Genomic DNA, 14495 nt, shown 5'->3' on the forward strand with positions numbered 1-14495 from the left:
AGGGCCTGGCCGCGTTCACCGACGACACCCACGCCGCGCTGGGCGACCTCGGCTACGAAGGCGAAGCCGACCGGCTCACCGTGCCCATCAAACTCGCCCCCGGCCGCGGGCAGACGGTCAACCAGCGCACCGTCAACACCCTGCACTCAGCCCTTCGTGCTCTGGCCGAACGCGGAAACGCCCTGCTCAAGACCACCTTCGCCGCGTTGCGGCGAGTCACGCTATGTCCCTGGCGCACCGGCGCGATCACCGCAGCTGCGCTCGTACTACTCCACACCGAGTACGACCGCACGACATGATCAACCCGCTACTGAGAACACCTCAGTGGCAGCGCTCCCGGTATCCTGACGGCTATACGAAACGCGTCGAGGTATCCAACTCTCGGTTTGACCTCGTCGATCGTGGTCGCGCGCGAAAGCCGGACCAGCTCGACAGCCAGCACGGCCGAGACGACGGCCACCGCGACGTAGTCACCGCGCCAGCCCCAGAACTCGGCCGGCCAGACGACCAGCGGAGCGGCGAGAAGTGCGGTGAGCGATGTGGTCGCGGTGACAAGGGTCGCGGCCCGGCCGGCCTCCGCTGCAGTGGTGAAGTGGTCAGCAGCCGCGGCCATGAGCGCTGGGGTCAGTGGCGCGGTCCCGGCACCGGTGAGTAGGCAGAACACGATCAGTGCCTACAGGGTTCCGAGGGTCGCCACCAGGGACGATGCCGCTAGCACTGTCAGTGCGAGCGCGGCCGCGTAGCCACGCGGAACTCGGTCGAGTAGCGGAGCAACGAGGACTCCGACCGTGAGCGCCGCGATGCCTCCGAGTCCTCGTAGTGAGCCAACGACGGCTACATCGCTGGCCACCTGCTCGGCGATGGGGACGAGAAGAGTGCTGAAGATCGTGAACGGGACCAAGCCGACGACCGAGGCCACGAGGGTTGGCCAGATCGTGATCGCCATCCGGAGGTCGCCAGGCATGTCCGCGGCTTCGCTGGGGCCACGCTTCCAGGATCGCTCGATGTTCGGACGTGCTCGTCGCACCAGCCCCCCAGCTCGGAGCGTCAGTATCCACTTGTTGCCACATACTGGCAATAAGTGACGGTTGCGGTGAGGAGCTGCACCCCACCTCGTGAGGCAGCGACTGATTCCGCGGGTCGATCGACCGATGACTCCGCACAGTCCAAGCGGTCGACCCTCTCATGACCACTGCACGCAAGCCGGACCACAGCGGCAAGCTCGTGATCGCCGGCCCGGTCCACATCGACCCACGTCAGCGGCGAGCGTTCGTCGATGCTCACAAGGACCTCATCACCGCGGCCCGAGCCTTCCGCGGATGCCTCGACATCGCCGTCACGCCTGACCCCGTCGACCCCGCCCGGGTGTACCTCTTCGAACTGTGGGAGTCAGACGAGCGACTGCAGGCATGGCGAGCCATGGCGCCCGTGCCGGTCGACGTTCCTCCTGTCGTCCGCGACGAGGTACAGCTGCACCGGATCTCAGCATCCGGGTCGCCGTTCTGAATCCGTGGGCTCGGCCCACTCCCGATGCCGCTCGGAGATCAGCGGAGTGCGACAGAACCGGTGATCTCTTCACCGAGGGGGCGCTCACTGTGTCGCAGGTAAGGGCAGCTTTGGTAGCTCGCTGTCAATCCGGTGCCTGCAGGTCCGCTACGACCCGTTGCACGAAATCGTGCTTGGCCAGGGTGTAAGCCTCGCGATCCTCGCGGTGCTGTGCAGCGGCGCCGGTCTTCAGCCGGGCGTACTCGCGAACGAGATCCTCCGATGCACGGAGTCTGTCTCGGAACACGAGCTGTTGGCACCGCCTGGGCTGATCAACCGTCATGAGATGCAAGTGCGCGAGTCGATGGCTCTCGGACGTGTCGGTACGGACAACGAACCACCGCCAGGGGCGCTGATCCAGCTCTCGTGGAACGACGTGCCAACGCGCCGCCGCAAGAGCGTCCTTGCAGTCGGCGACGGCCTGGGCGGGGTCCACCGAGACGGCCTGCAGATCGATGATCGGCTTCACGGGCAGCCCCGGAACTGCAGTCGACCCCATGTGCTCGATCTGGCCGGCCAGCCGATCGCCCAACAGGCCGTGCAGCTCGTCGATGTACTGCTCAGCCACCACCGGCCAACCCGGGTCCGGCTCGGCGAGATGGACGGGCTCGTTCGCCCACGCTGGTACGGGCTCGTGCTCACCTGTCACCTCTCGACGGTGGCACACGAAGGAGGTCGAGACGAGCACCTGCCGGCGGTTCTGCGCCGGAGGTGTGCCGAAGTTGGAGACCGCCCGACCCGAGCAGGCGATCGGTGCGGGTCCGGCGCGCAGGTCAGAACCGGTCTGGCAGCTCTCTGTAAAACCACCACCCCCTTACGCGCGTGGCACGTACGCGACTCGGTCGCGACCCGGTGGCCTACCGTTGCCCCGTGGAAGAGGTGACCGCCCGTCTCGGTGTTCGTGAAGTCGACCTGACGGACTGGCGGTGGTTGCTGGGAGCGCTGCACGCCCGCTTCGACACTCGTTCGTTCGGCGACGGGGCAGCGTTCATCGATGCGGTTGCGCAGGCCTCCGGTGCGGACGATGACCATCTCAATGTGGACCTGCGTGTCGGACACGTCCGAATCGCGCTGCGCACGACCGACGTGGGCGGGGTCACCCAGCAGGACGTCCTCCTGGCCGAGTCGATCAGTCTCCTCGCCCGTGACCGGGGTCTGGTAGCGCGCCCACAGCGTGTGCAGGTGGTGGAGTTGGCTTTGGACACTCCCGTCGCCGACTCGGTGCGACCGTTCTGGGACGCGGTTCTTTCCGGGCGCGACGGGGGAGGTGACGTTGTCGATCCCGCCCAGGAGTTCCCGTCGTTGTGGTTCCAGGCAACGGACTCGACTGCCCGCGATCGGCAGCGCTTCCATCTCGACGTCACCGTCCCTCCGGAGGTCGCCGAGGAGCGGATCGCTGCGGCGGTGGCGGCGGGTGGACGCGTTGTCGACGACGGTCGTTCTCCGGCCTTCGTCGTGCTCGCAGATCCCGACGACAACGCGGTCTGCATCTGTACCGAACTGGGCCGAGAGTGAGCCTTCCCGCTGGAGCTCCCCGGACCAGGGGGGCTCGGCCCAGCACGGGACGCCGTGCCGAGTACGTACCGGCGTTTCGCCGCTCCCGGGGGATTCCGGGAACGTCGACGATCCCGGTGTCCGCGCGGCAGCGCCGCCGGTGACGGAGGGCACGGGACATTGCGTGTCCGGCCGAACGTCCGGTGCTTCACCCTGCGCTTGCGCGCTACACATCCGGCCCGTTCGCGGCGCCGTGGCTCGGCTATCCGGCCCCGTCCGTGGAGGAGTGCGCTTGCTCCCAGTGTCTGAACGTCGCGTCCTGGCGGACGTGGTCGGCTGTCAAGCCGACCACCACGGCGCCGAGGAGCAAGGACAGGAGCGGAAGGTACGTCGTGAACGCTGCCTGCGAGACGGTCTGGAATCCAGCCAGCCACATCACTCCGGTGTTGCGGAGGACGGTTGTTCGGTTCCGCTGGACGTGTACGCGCGCGAGATCGATCGACCGGCCGTTCAGCGGCTCGCGCCGTCGTAGCGCTCGCACGATGCTCTTCCTATCGTCCTTCGTGCTGGCGGACCGTGCCCGGGGCAGCTCGGTGTCCTTCAGGTACGGCCGCGTGGGCAGCCTCCACGTGAACGCCACCGCAGACAGCCCGAGCAGTACTCCGCCGCAGCACACCAGGATCTGGTAGATCGAAGGTCCCGGTGAAGGGGCCGCGAGAAGCGTGAACAGTGCGGAGGCGACGGTGAGGACAAGGCCGCCGACGCTCCCGGCGCGCCACCGCCGTGTGCGCTTACGTGTCGGGGGTTCGGCGACCGGCCATCGATCCGGCTCCTCGCGGGTGCGATCTGGGATCTCGGACCAGGGAAGAACGGCGGAGAAATCGACATGGTGTTCGGGCTGCTCGGACAGCCGTCGGCGGGGTTCCGGGCGATCGGGATGCCTCCCTGCGGTCACGGCACCGACCCCGGCTGCTTCTGACCGACGAGTTCCGCGTCGCCCCCGACCTCGTTCATCACAGTGGAAGCGATTATGCAGGTGTCCCCTCGGCGGCGAGAGACCATGACCGCGGCCAGCACCGATGGAGACACATGCCAGGAGAGCCTGCCTGCCCCGGTCGCGTGGAACAAGCACGGCTCCGCCCGGACTCGGCACCGCCCGGAAACCCGAGGCAGTGGGGCGGAACCGTCACACGGCCCACGTGATGCTGTGGGGCAGATCGTTGTCGGCGACGTCCCACTGTTCTCGAATCCGGATGACGAGTTCGTCGACTCGGCCCGGCACGATCGTGGACACCCACTGACCGATGCGATCCGTGGTGGCGATGAGTCCGCGCTGCATCTCGGACACCAGCTCAGGCACGGTCGACTTCGAGAACTCGATGTGGGAATCGTCCGGTAGCGGGCCTCGATCATCGGTGTTCATGTCTTCGGTTGCCCACGCGAGGCAGATGTCGTCGCGCAGTGCGACAACGACTTCCGGGGCGTGTCCCATCACCACGGGCCGGCCATGGAGGAGGAGGTCGGTCCAGTCGGCCCAGTCACGGACGTGTGTGCAGCATCCTGGAGCGATGACAGTGCCGGTCGTGTCATCGGTGAGTCGTACGCCTCCCTGGCTCGTCAGATGGCGGGCATCGAGAATGCGGTCCAGGACCGCGCTGGGCTCTGCGAGCTGTGCCACCGTCGGCGGGTGTCGGCGAAGGAGCCTCTGGGCGATCGCCAGTTTGGGAGGCGTGGCCAGCCACGCGATGTTGGCGACGAGAAGCGCGATCTGCTCGTCGGGCTGATTCCCGTCCAAGACGATGTCGGGATAGCTGTCGGTCACCGGCCAAGCCTGGAATCCGTCCGGAACCCCGGCGTAGGCGACGACTTCGGCGCGAACCACGAACGTCCTCCTACGGGCGCGCGACCGGACTCCCGGATGTTGCGGCCTCCGCCGCGTTGCGCGGTGGTCCGCGGAACCGCCAGTTCACCACATACGTGCTGAGTACGCGTCGATGTTTCACCTGCGAGGGATCTACCTCCACGTCGTTCGAGGACAGAGGTGACGTTCAAAGGCGACCACGGTTCCCGTTGGCAGACTCCAGCGTCGGTCCGAGTCCGACTGAGGGCGCACTGCTCCCAGCGACGACGCTCGTCTCGGGCACCAGCGCCGTCGTCGAGCACTCCGGCAGCGAAGGGCCGGTCGTGAGGGGCATGTTCTCCTGCCGTCCGGCAGGCTGGCGCCGTGATCGACCTCAGCCCGTGGCCCGGTCTCAGCGTGACTGCACCACTCGGTGGTGGCCATCGGAACGATGTCTACGAGGTGCGCGGTCGGGACCGCCTGGTCGCGCGGCGCACCAGGCGAACAGCGCCGGCCCTGGATTGGGAACTCGATCTACTGGAGTTCCTGGAACACCACGGGTTCGTCGTGCCGCACACCGTCCCCACAGCGGACGGCCGACGCTCGGCGGGCGGCGTGGTAGTGCAAACCTGGCTGCACGGGCGGGAGCCCCTGGCCAGTGACTGGGCCCTTGTCGCTTCCGAGCTGGAGCGGCTGCACCGACTGACTGCGGGGTGGGCGAACCAGCGCCCCGGCTTCCGGTCGACCCGGGAGCTCCAGCGGGAGTCACGCGGAGGAGACATCGATCTCGAGGCCATGCCCGATCATGTCGCCCACCTTTGCAGGCGGGCCTGGGCCGCCCTCTCGGCCGGCCCGGACTGCGTCGTCCACGGCGACCCCGGCCCGGGCAACGTCCGGGTGAGTGGCGGCTGTGTCGGCTTCCTCGACTGGGACGAATCGCGAGTCGATCACGCCGACCTCGACCTGGCCGAGATCCCCGGAGGGCCACTGCGAGGTCACCGTGCCGCCGTCGCGAGCAACGCGATCGACGCGTGGGAAGCTGCCTGCGGATGGGCCAGTGAACCCGCCTACGCCCGCCGACGCTTCGATCGACTTCGTCAGAAGCTCAGCTAGACCTCCTGGCTCCGTCGCGATCCGACGAATCCGGGACAGAAGCGACGCGACGAGGGCCGGAATCGATCGTCAGCGACCCCGATCCGCTGACGGACATTCCCAGCCCGAACCGGGCTCGACGTTCCGTTGCCATCACCTCGCTGCGATCCGCGGGTTTGGCGGGGGTTGCCAGCTTCTCGAGGCTGGACGGCGACCACTACCGCGAAGCCTGCCGCGCCGCCGACTCGATCCGGCTGACGTACTGCTCCCACCACACACGGTCCCCGGGAGGCAGCGACGACGAACCTTCCTGATGCCCGGTCGCGCCGTCGAAGCCCTCACGGATGACGTCCGCCTGGCCCGCATGGCGGTTGGTCTCTGCGATCATCCGGATGAGGATGTGGTGGAGCGTCACGGTTGCCCGGTCCTCGGGCCAGTGAGGGACACGCCCCGTGTCGTCCAGCGACAGCTCGGTGACGACGTCGTTCGAGTGCGCACAGACGCGGCGGTAGCGCTCGACCACGTCTGCCCGGTTCTCGTCCGCCCGGGCCCACATGTCCTCGTTCTCCCACGGGTCGAACGCGTCGAGGTAGGCGAGATCCCTGGTCGGGCGGTCGAAGGTCTGGGCGAAGTAGGTCAGCTCGCAGCTAGTCAGGTGCTTGACCAGACCGAGGAGATTGGTGCCGGTGTCGGTCGCAGGCCGGCGAGCGGTGTACTCGTCGAGCCCGTCGACCTTCCACACGACGGCATTGCGCGCCTCGTCGAGGTAGCGGACCAGATCGTCCTTCGGGCTGCTCATGCTCGGGATGCTGACAGGGGCCACCGACAGCTTGGCCCGCTGTGCCTCGACCCGGCCAGTTCCGGCCACAGGGTCTCTACCCTCGGACCGTGACCGACGGATTCCGCATCATCTGCGAGATCGAGCCGCCGACCAGGCCCGACCTGACGCACGCCCGCCACCAGATCGGCGTCCTGACTCCGGTGTCGGATGCGTTCCTGATCCCCGACAACCACATCGGTCGGGCCACGGTGTCCAGCATCGCGGTGGCCAACGAGGTCCGGGCGATGGGCGGGGCCGGCATCGCCTGCGTGAACTCCCGTGACCGCAACCTGTTGGGCTTCCGCCGGGATCTCCTGACCGCCGCCGCCTACGGCGTGGACCAGTTCCTGTTCGTCCAGGGGGACAAGCCGTCGGTCGGAGATCGCACCGGCGAGCTGACCGTGCGGACCATGATCGAGGAAGCGCGTGCGGCGACCGGTCAGGATGCGTTCGCGGGGGTCGCGCCCTTCCGGCTCGGTGTGACGGCCGGCCACCGTCGTCGGATGGCGGCCTGGAAGCAGGCGGCCGACTTCGTGTTCGTGCAGGTCGGCTACTCGGTCGAGGCGTTCCTGCAGTGGCGCGAGGCCAACCCGATGGACCTGCCCGTCTATGCCGGTGTGATGGTCCTCGCGAGCGCCGGCATGGCGACCAGGCTGCGGGCGTCGATCCCGGACATCGACATTCCCGACGAGCTCGTCCACCGGGTCTCGGACGACCCGGCCGCGGGGGTCGACGCGGCGTGCGAGCAGATCCGCGCCCTGCGCGACACGGGAGCCTTCGCCGGGGTGCATCTCGTCCCGGTCAGCCGGTTCCGTGAGGTGGCCGCCCGCCTGGAGCGCGAGCGACGGTGACCGGCCGAGCGTGACGATTGCCCCGTCCCGTTCGAGTTCGACGTGCCCGCCGCCCCGTCGTCGCAGCGCGGGCGATGAGTTCCGCCGCCCCCGCCGGTCGACCATCTGAGCCACGTCCACCGAGGAGCCCCCATGTCCCGCACCCGGGTGCACAACCTGTTCGTCTCCCTCGACGGCTACGCCGCCGGCGACCACGTGAGCCTCGACGCCCCGATCGGCGACGCCGGGGCGCTCTTCGCCGGCTTCGACGGGCGGTTCATCCACGGGATCGGCGGTGTGGACGCCCCCGTCACCCCGGACCGCGCCCTGACCAGCACGTGGGCCCAGGGGATCGGCGCCGAGATCATGGGGCGGCGCAAGTTCGGCCCGCAGACCGGCCCCTGGACCGACGACGGCTGGCAGGGCTGGTGGGACGACGAGCCCCCGTTCCGCACCCCGGTGTTCGTCATGACCCACCATCCGCGGCCACCGATCGAGTTCGCGAACGGGACGAGCTTCCACTTCGTCGACGGGTCGGCGCAGGAGGTGCTGACGGTCGCGCGTGCGGCCGCGGGCGAGCTGGACGTCCGGCTCGGCGGGGGACCCTCGACGATCCGCCAGTTCCTCGACGCCGACCTGGTCGACGTCATGCACGTGGTGATCCTGCCGATCGTCCTCGGCCGTGGGGTGTCCCCGTGGGAGGGGCTGACCGGCGTCGAGGACCGGTTCACCGTCGAGTCGGTCGCCTCGCCGAGCGGGCGCATCCACCAGTTCTGGAACCGGAAGGGCTGACACCCATGGGCCTGGTCACCTACGCCATGAGCATGTCCCTCGACGGCTTCGTCGAGGACCCCACGGGCAGCATCGCCTTCGGCGACCCCGACGAGGAGGTGCACCGCCTGTCCAACGACCAGACCCGCGCGACGTCGGTGTTCCTGTTCGGCCGTGGCCTCTACGAGATCATGGAGGACTTCTGGACCGCCCCCGAGCGGGCCGACGGGCATCCGGTGGAGGCGGAGTTCGCCCAGCTCTACACCGCCGTCCCGCGGGTCGTGTTCTCCGACTCGCTGACCTCGGTCGCGCCCGGGTGCCGCCTCGTCCGTCGAGTCGGCGCACTGGACGAGGTGTCCCGGCTGAAGGCGGAGAACGACGGCGAGCTGGCCGTCGGCGGGCCGGGGCTGGCGGCGTCGTTGCTGGAGCTGATCGACGAGTTCCGCCCGCGGGTGGTGCCGGTCGTCCTCGGCGGCGGGAAGCCGTTCCTCCCGCCCGGTGCGGACCTGCGGCTGCGGCTGATCGAGCAGCGTGTGTTCGACGGCGGGACCGTGCACCTGCGCTATGAGCGTGTCCGCTGACCCCGGACCCATCGGTCGCGCAACGCGTCGTCCAGCGCGGTCGTCAGCGCGGCGAACCGGGTCACGACCCGCAGGTCGGCCATGGTGAGGGCGACGTCCCCCGGTCCGATCCGTGCCACCCCGGCACCTTCCCGCAGCGGGCGCGTCTGCGCCAGGACTGCCCTGCGCACCCGGCGGCGGACCGTCGCCGGCGCGTGACCGTTCAGACCGGCCGGTACCGGTAACGCCCCAGGTACACGCAGTACCCGACGATCCCGACGACCAGCAGGACGAGCACCACCCAGACCGGCCCGACCGGCAGCCGCGGCGGGTCGCTGCGGGTGGCGTACACCGCCGTCACCGGGACGACGGTGAGCAGCAGCAGCGTCCCGCCGAAGGTCCGTCCCATGTCCTCGGCGAGCATGTGGCGCAGCCTTCCGACCCGCTGCGGCGCCGTCCAGTAGTCGCGGTGCGGCACCGACACCCGCGCCAGCGACCCGGTCGTGACCAGGCGGTAGAGCCCCGCCCCGATCCCGGCGACGAGCAGCCCGAACAGCGTGCCGAGCGCCAGGAACCCGGCGCGGGTGCCGAACGCGGTCGGCACGCCCGCGGGGTCGAAGTGCAGCGGCACCCCGTCCTCCGGCAGCTCCCCGGCCGCCCACACCAGGGCGAACGCGTAGAACACCGAGCCGGCGAGGAGCGGGAACCAGGGGCGCACCGCTCGGATCATTCCGGGTCGCCGGCCGGTGCGCGCGCCGTGGCGGGGGCCAGCCGGTCGAGCATCGCGGTCAGGGTGCGCCGGGCGCGGTCGACGGGAGCGCCGTGCAGCGCGACCTCCGTGCTGAGCCCCGAGGTCAGGGCGAGCAGCGCGTGCGCGTCGGTGTCCGGATCGGGCGATCCGGCGTCGGCGACGACCCGGACGGCGAGGGCATGGATCTCGTCGTCGCCGTCGGTGAGGATCGCCCGCGCCCGCTCGTCGACCTCGCGGGTGGCGAAGGCGGCGTGGATGCGCAGCGCGTCGCGGGTCCGCGGGTGCTCGCCGAGCAGCTCGTCGAGGATCGTCGCGAGGACGGTCCGATCCCCGCCGCCCACGGCCCGGGCCCTGGCCTCGATCCGTTCCTCCATCTGCCGGTGCGACCGGTCCAGGGCGTGCAACAGCAGCGCGTCCTTGCTGGCGAAGTAGTGCTGCACGCGGCCCATCGAGATCCCGGCCTCGGCCGCGACCGAGCGCAGCGAGACCGCCTCGGTGCCCGACCGCGCGACGAGCGCGAGCACGGCGTCGGCGATCTCGGAGCGTCGGGCGTCGTGGTCGACGGAACGGGGCACCACGCCACTGTAGCAATGCGGTCGCATTGACAAGGCCCGATGGAGCTGTTGCAATGCGACTGCATTGCTACAGGGGGGCATGTGAGGACAGCACAGAACATCGCCGGGATCCTCGGGGTGCTCCTCGGAGCGATCCCGTTGCTGCAGTACCTGATCACCGGCGGGATCGGCCTGTGGACGGTCCCGCTCGGCGACGCACCGGCGCTGCCGTGGGCCTACCCGACGGTCGTGCTCGTGTTCACCGGGGCCGCGGTCGTCGTGCTGGACCGGCGGGAGAAAGCGGGCTGAGCGGATCAGTCCTGCAGCGGCGAGCCGTAGCGCAGCAGGTTGTTGTCCGGGTCGTGGTGCGCGCCCTCGCGCAGCCCGTAGGGGGTGTCGACCGGCGCCACCTCGCGGCCGCCGGCCACGGCCGACCAGCGGGCGTGCAGTGCGTCGGCGTCGTCGACGTGCAGGTAGGCGCAGCCCGCGGTGCGGGCCGGGTCGTGGTCGGGCAGCACCGAGACGTGCAGCTCCACGCCGCCGAGGGCGGCGAAGCCGTAGCCGTCGTCGTAGCGCTCGACGGTGAACCCGAGCGCCCGGTAGTGGTCCAGCCACCGGTCGAGATCGGTGGTGGCGAAGACCGGGGCGACCGAGCGCAGCGTGGACACCGAGGCAGTCTGCCCGCATGCTCGGCATCGTGACCAGTCGCCACGACGAGCTGAACCGGGCACTCGTGCACGGGATGCGTCCGGTCGTCGTCGAGCTCGCCGAGCCCGACCCGGCCTGGCCCGCGGCCTTCGACGCGGCGGCGGCCCGCCTGCGCGCGACGCTGGGGGAGCGTGCGCACCGCATCGAGCACATCGGCTCCACCTCGGTGCCGGGGCTCGCGGCGAAGCCGGTGATCGACGTCGTCGTGGCGCTCGACGACCCCGACGACGAGCCGGCCTACCTGCCCGACCTGCTCGCCGACGGCTACGACCTGCGGGTGCGCGAGCCCGGGCACCGCTGCCTGCGCGGCGCCGTCGGGGACCTGCCCGTGAACCTGCACTGCTACCCGCGGGGCAGCCCGGAGATCACCCGCTACCTGGTGTTCCGCGACCGGCTGCGCACCCACGACGACGAGCGGGCGCGCTACGAGGCGCACAAGCGTGGGCTCGCCGGTCGGGAGTGGGCCGACATGAACCTCTACGCCGACGCCAAGGGCCCGGTCGTCGAGGAGATCATCGGCCGGGCCGGTGGCCCGCCCCGGCCCTGACCCGGTCGGCTCAGCCGCCGGGGCGCTCCGCCCGCTCGGCGAGCATCCGCTCGGTCGCGGCCCGGACCTCGTCGACGCCGATCTCCTCGACGCCGTCGGCGGTCACCGTGATCAGGTTCGGGAAGATCGCGCGGGTGAGGTCGGGACCCGCGGTGGCGGTGTCGTCGTCGGCGGCGTCCCACAGCGCGTTGACCGCGAGCGCGATCGCGCCGGCCCGGTCGACGCCCGGGTCGTGCCGCTTCTTCAGCGACGCCTCGGCGAACTGCGAGCCGGACCCGATGCCGACGTAGCCGGACCGGGCGCGCTTGACGCTGCCGGTCGGGTCGTAGGTGACGATGCGGACCGGGTCGGGGTCGGTCGGGTCGTAGCCGACGAACAGCGGCAGCGCGACGAAGCCCTGCATCGCCGCGCCCAGGTTCTCCCGCACGATGCTCGACAGCCTGCGGATCTTGCCGTCCTGGCTGATCGGGGCGCCCTCGACCTTCTCGTACTGCTCCACCTCGGCCGCGAACATCGTCAGCATCTGCAACGCGTGACCGACCGACCCGGCGAACCCGGCGGCGGAGGTGTCGTCGATGCCGACGACCTTCACCAGGTCCTTCTGCGCGATCAGGTTGCCGGAGGTGGCGCGCCGGTCGCCGGCCAGCAGCACCCCGTCGGCCCAGGTCAGCGCGATGATCGTGGTGCCGTGCGGGACGTCCATGTCGGCGGGGACCCGCTGGGCGGGGTCACGCGGGAGACGTGAGGGCAGCAGCTCGGGGGCGTGCGCACGCAGCTGCTCGAGGAACGAGGGTCCGGTCATGAGGGGGAGCGGGCTCCTTCGCACTGCGGGTCGGGGTCGGGGTCGATCCTTCCTGTCCGCGCCGCCCCGGTCCACCCGCGGTGCAGTGGCACACTCGCGACGGTGAGCGCACGGAGCCGGGCCGAGTCCTTCTGCACACGCCACGGGCTGCGGGTCCCGGTCCTGGAGGCCCCGATGGCCGGGGCCTGCCCGCCGGAGCTGGCGGCCGCGGTGGCCGCGGCGGGCGGTATGGGTGCGGCGGGCGTCGTCAACGACACCCCGGAGGCGATCGCCGACTGGGCTGCCCGCTTCCGCGTCCTCGCCGGGACCGCTCCGTTCCAGCTCAACCTGTGGATCCCCGACTCGCCCACCGACGACGACGTGGGCCTCCAGACCGCCTATCTCGACTCCCTGGGCGGTGCGCCGGCTCCGCCCGGCGGCCCCGGACCGGCGTTCCCCGACCAGCTCGCCGCGGTCCTGGCGGCCCGGCCGGCCGTCGTCTCGACGATCATGGGGCTGTTCACGGCCGAGCAGGTCGCCGCGGTGCACGGTGCGGGCTGCGCCTGGTTCGCGACGGTCACGACCCGCGCCGAGGCCCTCGCTGCGGAGCGGGCGGGGGCCGACGCCGTCGTCGTGCAGGGGATGGAGGCGGGCGGGCACCGTGGCACCACCGACCCCGCCGACGCCGAGACCGTCTCGGTCGGGCTGCTCGCGCTCGTCCTGTGGGTGGCCGACGCCGTCGATGTCCCGGTGGTCGCCGCCGGGGCGATCGGCGACGGCCGGGCCCTGGCCGCCGCGCTCACCCTCGGCGCGAGCGCGGTGCAGGTGGGGACGGCACTGCTGCGCAGTCCCGAGGCCGGGATCGACGACGGCTGGTCCGCCCGGCTCGACGGCCTGGACCCCACCGGTACGACGACCACCCGCGCCTACACCGGCCGGCTGGCCCGCGGCATCGCCACCGACTTCGTCCGGGCCTGGACCGTGCCGGGCGCCCCGGCGCCGGCGCCCTACCCCCACCAGCGACGCCTGGTGGCCCGCTACCGCGCGGGTGAGCCCGGCGCGGTCGACCGGGTGAACCACTGGGCGGGCCAGGCCGCCGGACGCGCGACGACCGACCCCGCGTCCGAGGTGGTCGCCCGGCTGTGGCGCGAGGCGGACCCGCTGCTGCCGTGAGCCCGGCTCAGTCGCGGAAGGGGTCGACCATGTCGTCGAACTCGCCCTTCTTGGCGCCGTCGACGAACGCGGAGATCTCGGCCGGGGTGTAGACGAGGACCGGGCCCTCGGGGTCGCGGGCGTTGCGGACGGCGACCTGGCCGTCGTCGAGGACGGCGAACTCCACGTTCTGCCCCTCGGCGGCCCCGCCGGCCGGGCGACGCCACGTCACCGGGCCGAGATCTGCTGCGCGCGTGCCGTTCGAGTGGGACATGGGGGACCTCCGGATGTGTCCGCGGCGTCCGTTTGACTGCGGAGAGTGTCGAAAGACTGTGGAAGGGATCTTGCATCCGCAAGTGTGATCCGTGACGATGGAACGACTGACACGCTGAGGGGGCCAGAGAAATGCGCCGGTCGACGCACGGATCTGCCGTCGTGTGGGCGTCGTCGTGACCGCCGGACGGACGAACGACGCCGGCTGCCCCGATGTCCTGACGCTGACGTCGGTTCTCGACGGTCGTGCACACAAGGTGACCGACGCGGAACTCTGTGCGCCGCACTCGGTGCGGACCGGCCGCTATGCGGCGCTGTGCGGCCACCTGGTGTCCCCGGCCCCGCTGATCGACGTCGCCGGGGTGCCGTGCGGCCGCTGCGGACAGCTCGACCCGACGCCCCCGGCGGACGAGGCACCGCGGCGGCGCCCCGCCCGCCGGCGCGGCTGGGGTCTGCGCCGGATGCTGCCGGCCTGAGCGTGCGGCGCCGGCGCGGGAGTCGTCAGCGGGCGAGCCGCTCGGGGTCGGTCTGCTCGTGGCGGCGCAGCGGTCCCCGGCTGCGCCGCTCCAGGTAGCGGCGGCCCGAACGGATCAGCTTGGTCAGGGTGTTGGGGCCGCGGCGGCGCTCGACGGCGTCGCCGATCTTGCCCAGGAGCCAGGCCAGCAGCGGTGCACCGACCGCCAGCAGCAGCCACACGCGCAGGTGCCGGGAGAGCAGGGCCCACATATCCGGACCGTCCTTTCACTGGAGGGGCGACGGAGGCGCCGTCGCGAACGC

The 14495-nt window shown here is 70.9% G+C and carries 23 protein-coding genes; 11 read left to right on the top strand and 12 right to left on the bottom strand.

The genetic code is table 11. The features are described 5' to 3' along the window. On the top strand, nucleotides 1-299 hold a 299-nt coding region (locus Ae505Ps2_RS33340; protein WP_283160301.1), incomplete at its 5' end, for a transposase family protein. 8 nt (nucleotides 300-307) lie between these two features. Here the strand turns inward: Ae505Ps2_RS33340 and Ae505Ps2_RS11570 are convergent. Next, nucleotides 308-664: an MFS transporter gene (locus tag Ae505Ps2_RS11570; RefSeq protein ID WP_075553614.1), complete on the bottom strand. Its 357-nt coding sequence runs from the start codon at nucleotides 662-664 to the stop codon at nucleotides 308-310. 521 nt (nucleotides 665-1185) lie between these two features. On the opposite strand from Ae505Ps2_RS11570, the gene Ae505Ps2_RS11580 reads away from it, so the two are divergent. Beyond that, entirely contained in the window at nucleotides 1186-1506 is a 321-nt protein-coding gene (locus Ae505Ps2_RS11580) for an antibiotic biosynthesis monooxygenase family protein (RefSeq protein WP_075553616.1), read from the top strand. 124 nt (nucleotides 1507-1630) lie between these two features. Here Ae505Ps2_RS11580 and Ae505Ps2_RS11585 read toward each other — a convergent pair whose 3' ends face one another. Next, a complete protein-coding gene (locus tag Ae505Ps2_RS11585) occupies nucleotides 1631-2194 on the bottom strand; it encodes a GrpB family protein (protein ID WP_075332986.1) in 564 nt (187 codons plus the stop codon). 221 nt (nucleotides 2195-2415) lie between these two features. Here Ae505Ps2_RS11585 and Ae505Ps2_RS11590 point away from each other — a divergent pair, with 221 nt between their 5' ends. Next, a complete protein-coding gene (locus Ae505Ps2_RS11590) occupies nucleotides 2416-3060 on the top strand; it encodes a VOC family protein (RefSeq protein ID WP_075332987.1) in 645 nt (214 codons plus the stop codon). 241 nt (nucleotides 3061-3301) lie between these two features. On the opposite strand, the gene Ae505Ps2_RS31155 is transcribed toward Ae505Ps2_RS11590, so the two are convergent. Then, nucleotides 3302-3994, bottom strand: a complete 693-nt coding sequence (locus Ae505Ps2_RS31155; protein ID WP_139320166.1) for a hypothetical protein — start codon at nucleotides 3992-3994, stop codon at nucleotides 3302-3304. 231 nt (nucleotides 3995-4225) lie between these two features. Next, nucleotides 4226-4921 carry a hypothetical protein gene (locus tag Ae505Ps2_RS11600; protein WP_075332989.1) on the bottom strand — a complete coding sequence of 232 codons (696 nt, stop codon included), beginning with the start codon at nucleotides 4919-4921 and terminating at the stop codon, nucleotides 4226-4228. Between the two features lie 342 nt (nucleotides 4922-5263). Between Ae505Ps2_RS11600 and Ae505Ps2_RS11605 the strand changes: the two genes are divergently transcribed. Next, a complete protein-coding gene (locus Ae505Ps2_RS11605; protein WP_075308296.1) occupies nucleotides 5264-5992 on the top strand; it encodes a phosphotransferase in 729 nt (242 codons plus the stop codon). 196 nt (nucleotides 5993-6188) lie between these two features. Here Ae505Ps2_RS11605 and Ae505Ps2_RS11610 read toward each other — a convergent pair whose 3' ends face one another. Further along, the gene (locus Ae505Ps2_RS11610) at nucleotides 6189-6770 is read right to left on the bottom strand and encodes a DinB family protein (RefSeq protein ID WP_075312376.1); all 582 of its coding nucleotides are present in this window, start codon (nucleotides 6768-6770) and stop codon (nucleotides 6189-6191) included. Between the two features lie 89 nt (nucleotides 6771-6859). Between Ae505Ps2_RS11610 and Ae505Ps2_RS11615 the strand changes: the two genes are divergently transcribed. The 3 genes from Ae505Ps2_RS11615 to Ae505Ps2_RS11625 all read left to right on the top strand — a co-directional run bounded on the left by Ae505Ps2_RS11615 (nucleotide 6860) and on the right by Ae505Ps2_RS11625 (nucleotide 8973). After that, nucleotides 6860-7642 carry a methylenetetrahydrofolate reductase gene (locus tag Ae505Ps2_RS11615; protein WP_075332990.1) on the top strand — a complete coding sequence of 261 codons (783 nt, stop codon included), beginning with the start codon at nucleotides 6860-6862 and terminating at the stop codon, nucleotides 7640-7642. Between the two features lie 132 nt (nucleotides 7643-7774). Beyond that, nucleotides 7775-8413 (top strand): dihydrofolate reductase family protein, encoded by a 639-nt coding sequence (locus Ae505Ps2_RS11620; RefSeq protein WP_075308294.1) that lies wholly within the window; start codon nucleotides 7775-7777, stop codon nucleotides 8411-8413. A 5-nt stretch (nucleotides 8414-8418) separates the two neighbouring features. Then, nucleotides 8419-8973 (top strand): dihydrofolate reductase family protein, encoded by a 555-nt coding sequence (locus tag Ae505Ps2_RS11625; protein ID WP_075308292.1) that lies wholly within the window; start codon nucleotides 8419-8421, stop codon nucleotides 8971-8973. Here the strand turns inward: Ae505Ps2_RS11625 and Ae505Ps2_RS31960 are convergent. The 3 genes from Ae505Ps2_RS31960 to Ae505Ps2_RS11635 form a co-directional block, all read right to left on the bottom strand. Further along, on the bottom strand, nucleotides 8955-9092 hold the full coding sequence (locus Ae505Ps2_RS31960) for a hypothetical protein (protein WP_158071448.1): 138 nt from the start codon (nucleotides 9090-9092) through the stop codon (nucleotides 8955-8957). The two genes, Ae505Ps2_RS11625 and Ae505Ps2_RS31960, sit on opposite strands and share 19 nt — an antisense overlap. Before the next feature lie 83 nt (nucleotides 9093-9175). Next, on the bottom strand, nucleotides 9176-9670 hold the full coding sequence (locus tag Ae505Ps2_RS11630) for a hypothetical protein (RefSeq protein WP_075308290.1): 495 nt from the start codon (nucleotides 9668-9670) through the stop codon (nucleotides 9176-9178). A gap of 8 nt (nucleotides 9671-9678) precedes the next feature. Then, nucleotides 9679-10278 (bottom strand): TetR family transcriptional regulator C-terminal domain-containing protein, encoded by a 600-nt coding sequence (locus Ae505Ps2_RS11635; protein WP_233147420.1) that lies wholly within the window; start codon nucleotides 10276-10278, stop codon nucleotides 9679-9681. Between the two features lie 81 nt (nucleotides 10279-10359). On the opposite strand from Ae505Ps2_RS11635, the gene Ae505Ps2_RS31160 reads away from it, so the two are divergent. Further along, nucleotides 10360-10566 (top strand): hypothetical protein, encoded by a 207-nt coding sequence (locus Ae505Ps2_RS31160; protein ID WP_139318816.1) that lies wholly within the window; start codon nucleotides 10360-10362, stop codon nucleotides 10564-10566. A gap of 5 nt (nucleotides 10567-10571) precedes the next feature. Here Ae505Ps2_RS31160 and Ae505Ps2_RS11640 read toward each other — a convergent pair whose 3' ends face one another. Then, a complete protein-coding gene (locus Ae505Ps2_RS11640; RefSeq protein WP_075308286.1) occupies nucleotides 10572-10925 on the bottom strand; it encodes a VOC family protein in 354 nt (117 codons plus the stop codon). Between the two features lie 29 nt (nucleotides 10926-10954). On the opposite strand from Ae505Ps2_RS11640, the gene Ae505Ps2_RS11645 reads away from it, so the two are divergent. Then, the gene (locus Ae505Ps2_RS11645) at nucleotides 10955-11512 is read left to right on the top strand and encodes a GrpB family protein (protein WP_233147421.1); all 558 of its coding nucleotides are present in this window, start codon (nucleotides 10955-10957) and stop codon (nucleotides 11510-11512) included. Between the two features lie 10 nt (nucleotides 11513-11522). On the opposite strand, the gene prcB is transcribed toward Ae505Ps2_RS11645, so the two are convergent. Next, nucleotides 11523-12314: a proteasome subunit beta gene (gene prcB, locus Ae505Ps2_RS11650; protein ID WP_020621946.1), complete on the bottom strand. Its 792-nt coding sequence runs from the start codon at nucleotides 12312-12314 to the stop codon at nucleotides 11523-11525. 102 nt (nucleotides 12315-12416) lie between these two features. On the opposite strand from prcB, the gene Ae505Ps2_RS11655 reads away from it, so the two are divergent. After that, a complete protein-coding gene (locus Ae505Ps2_RS11655) occupies nucleotides 12417-13466 on the top strand; it encodes a nitronate monooxygenase (RefSeq protein ID WP_075332991.1) in 1050 nt (349 codons plus the stop codon). 7 nt (nucleotides 13467-13473) lie between these two features. On the opposite strand, the gene Ae505Ps2_RS11660 is transcribed toward Ae505Ps2_RS11655, so the two are convergent. Continuing rightward, entirely contained in the window at nucleotides 13474-13719 is a 246-nt protein-coding gene (locus Ae505Ps2_RS11660) for a DUF397 domain-containing protein (protein WP_060713255.1), read from the bottom strand. A 256-nt stretch (nucleotides 13720-13975) separates the two neighbouring features. Between Ae505Ps2_RS11660 and Ae505Ps2_RS11665 the strand changes: the two genes are divergently transcribed. Then, a complete protein-coding gene (locus Ae505Ps2_RS11665; RefSeq protein WP_139318815.1) occupies nucleotides 13976-14194 on the top strand; it encodes a hypothetical protein in 219 nt (72 codons plus the stop codon). Between the two features lie 25 nt (nucleotides 14195-14219). On the opposite strand, the gene Ae505Ps2_RS11670 is transcribed toward Ae505Ps2_RS11665, so the two are convergent. Then, nucleotides 14220-14444, bottom strand: a complete 225-nt coding sequence (locus Ae505Ps2_RS11670; protein ID WP_020621950.1) for a hypothetical protein — start codon at nucleotides 14442-14444, stop codon at nucleotides 14220-14222. Nucleotides 14445-14495: the final 51 nt, after the last annotated feature.

Source organism: Pseudonocardia sp. Ae505_Ps2 (genome assembly GCF_001932425.1).
GTDB lineage: Bacteria > Actinomycetota > Actinomycetes > Mycobacteriales > Pseudonocardiaceae > Pseudonocardia.

Excerpts from the sequence above, each read along its gene's own strand:
- prcB (WP_020621946.1), bottom strand. The coding sequence starts at position 12,314 with ATGACCGGACCCTCGTTCCTCGAGCAGCTGCGTGCGCACGCCCCCGAG.
- Ae505Ps2_RS11580 (WP_075553616.1), top strand. The coding sequence starts at position 1,186 with ATGACCACTGCACGCAAGCCGGACCACAGCGGCAAGCTCGTGATCGCC.
- Ae505Ps2_RS11620 (WP_075308294.1), top strand. The coding sequence starts at position 7,775 with ATGTCCCGCACCCGGGTGCACAACCTGTTCGTCTCCCTCGACGGCTAC.
- Ae505Ps2_RS11670 (WP_020621950.1), bottom strand. The coding sequence starts at position 14,444 with ATGTGGGCCCTGCTCTCCCGGCACCTGCGCGTGTGGCTGCTGCTGGCG.
- Ae505Ps2_RS11625 (WP_075308292.1), top strand. The coding sequence starts at position 8,419 with ATGGGCCTGGTCACCTACGCCATGAGCATGTCCCTCGACGGCTTCGTC.
- Ae505Ps2_RS11660 (WP_060713255.1), bottom strand. The coding sequence starts at position 13,719 with ATGTCCCACTCGAACGGCACGCGCGCAGCAGATCTCGGCCCGGTGACG.
- Ae505Ps2_RS11610 (WP_075312376.1), bottom strand. The coding sequence starts at position 6,770 with ATGAGCAGCCCGAAGGACGATCTGGTCCGCTACCTCGACGAGGCGCGC.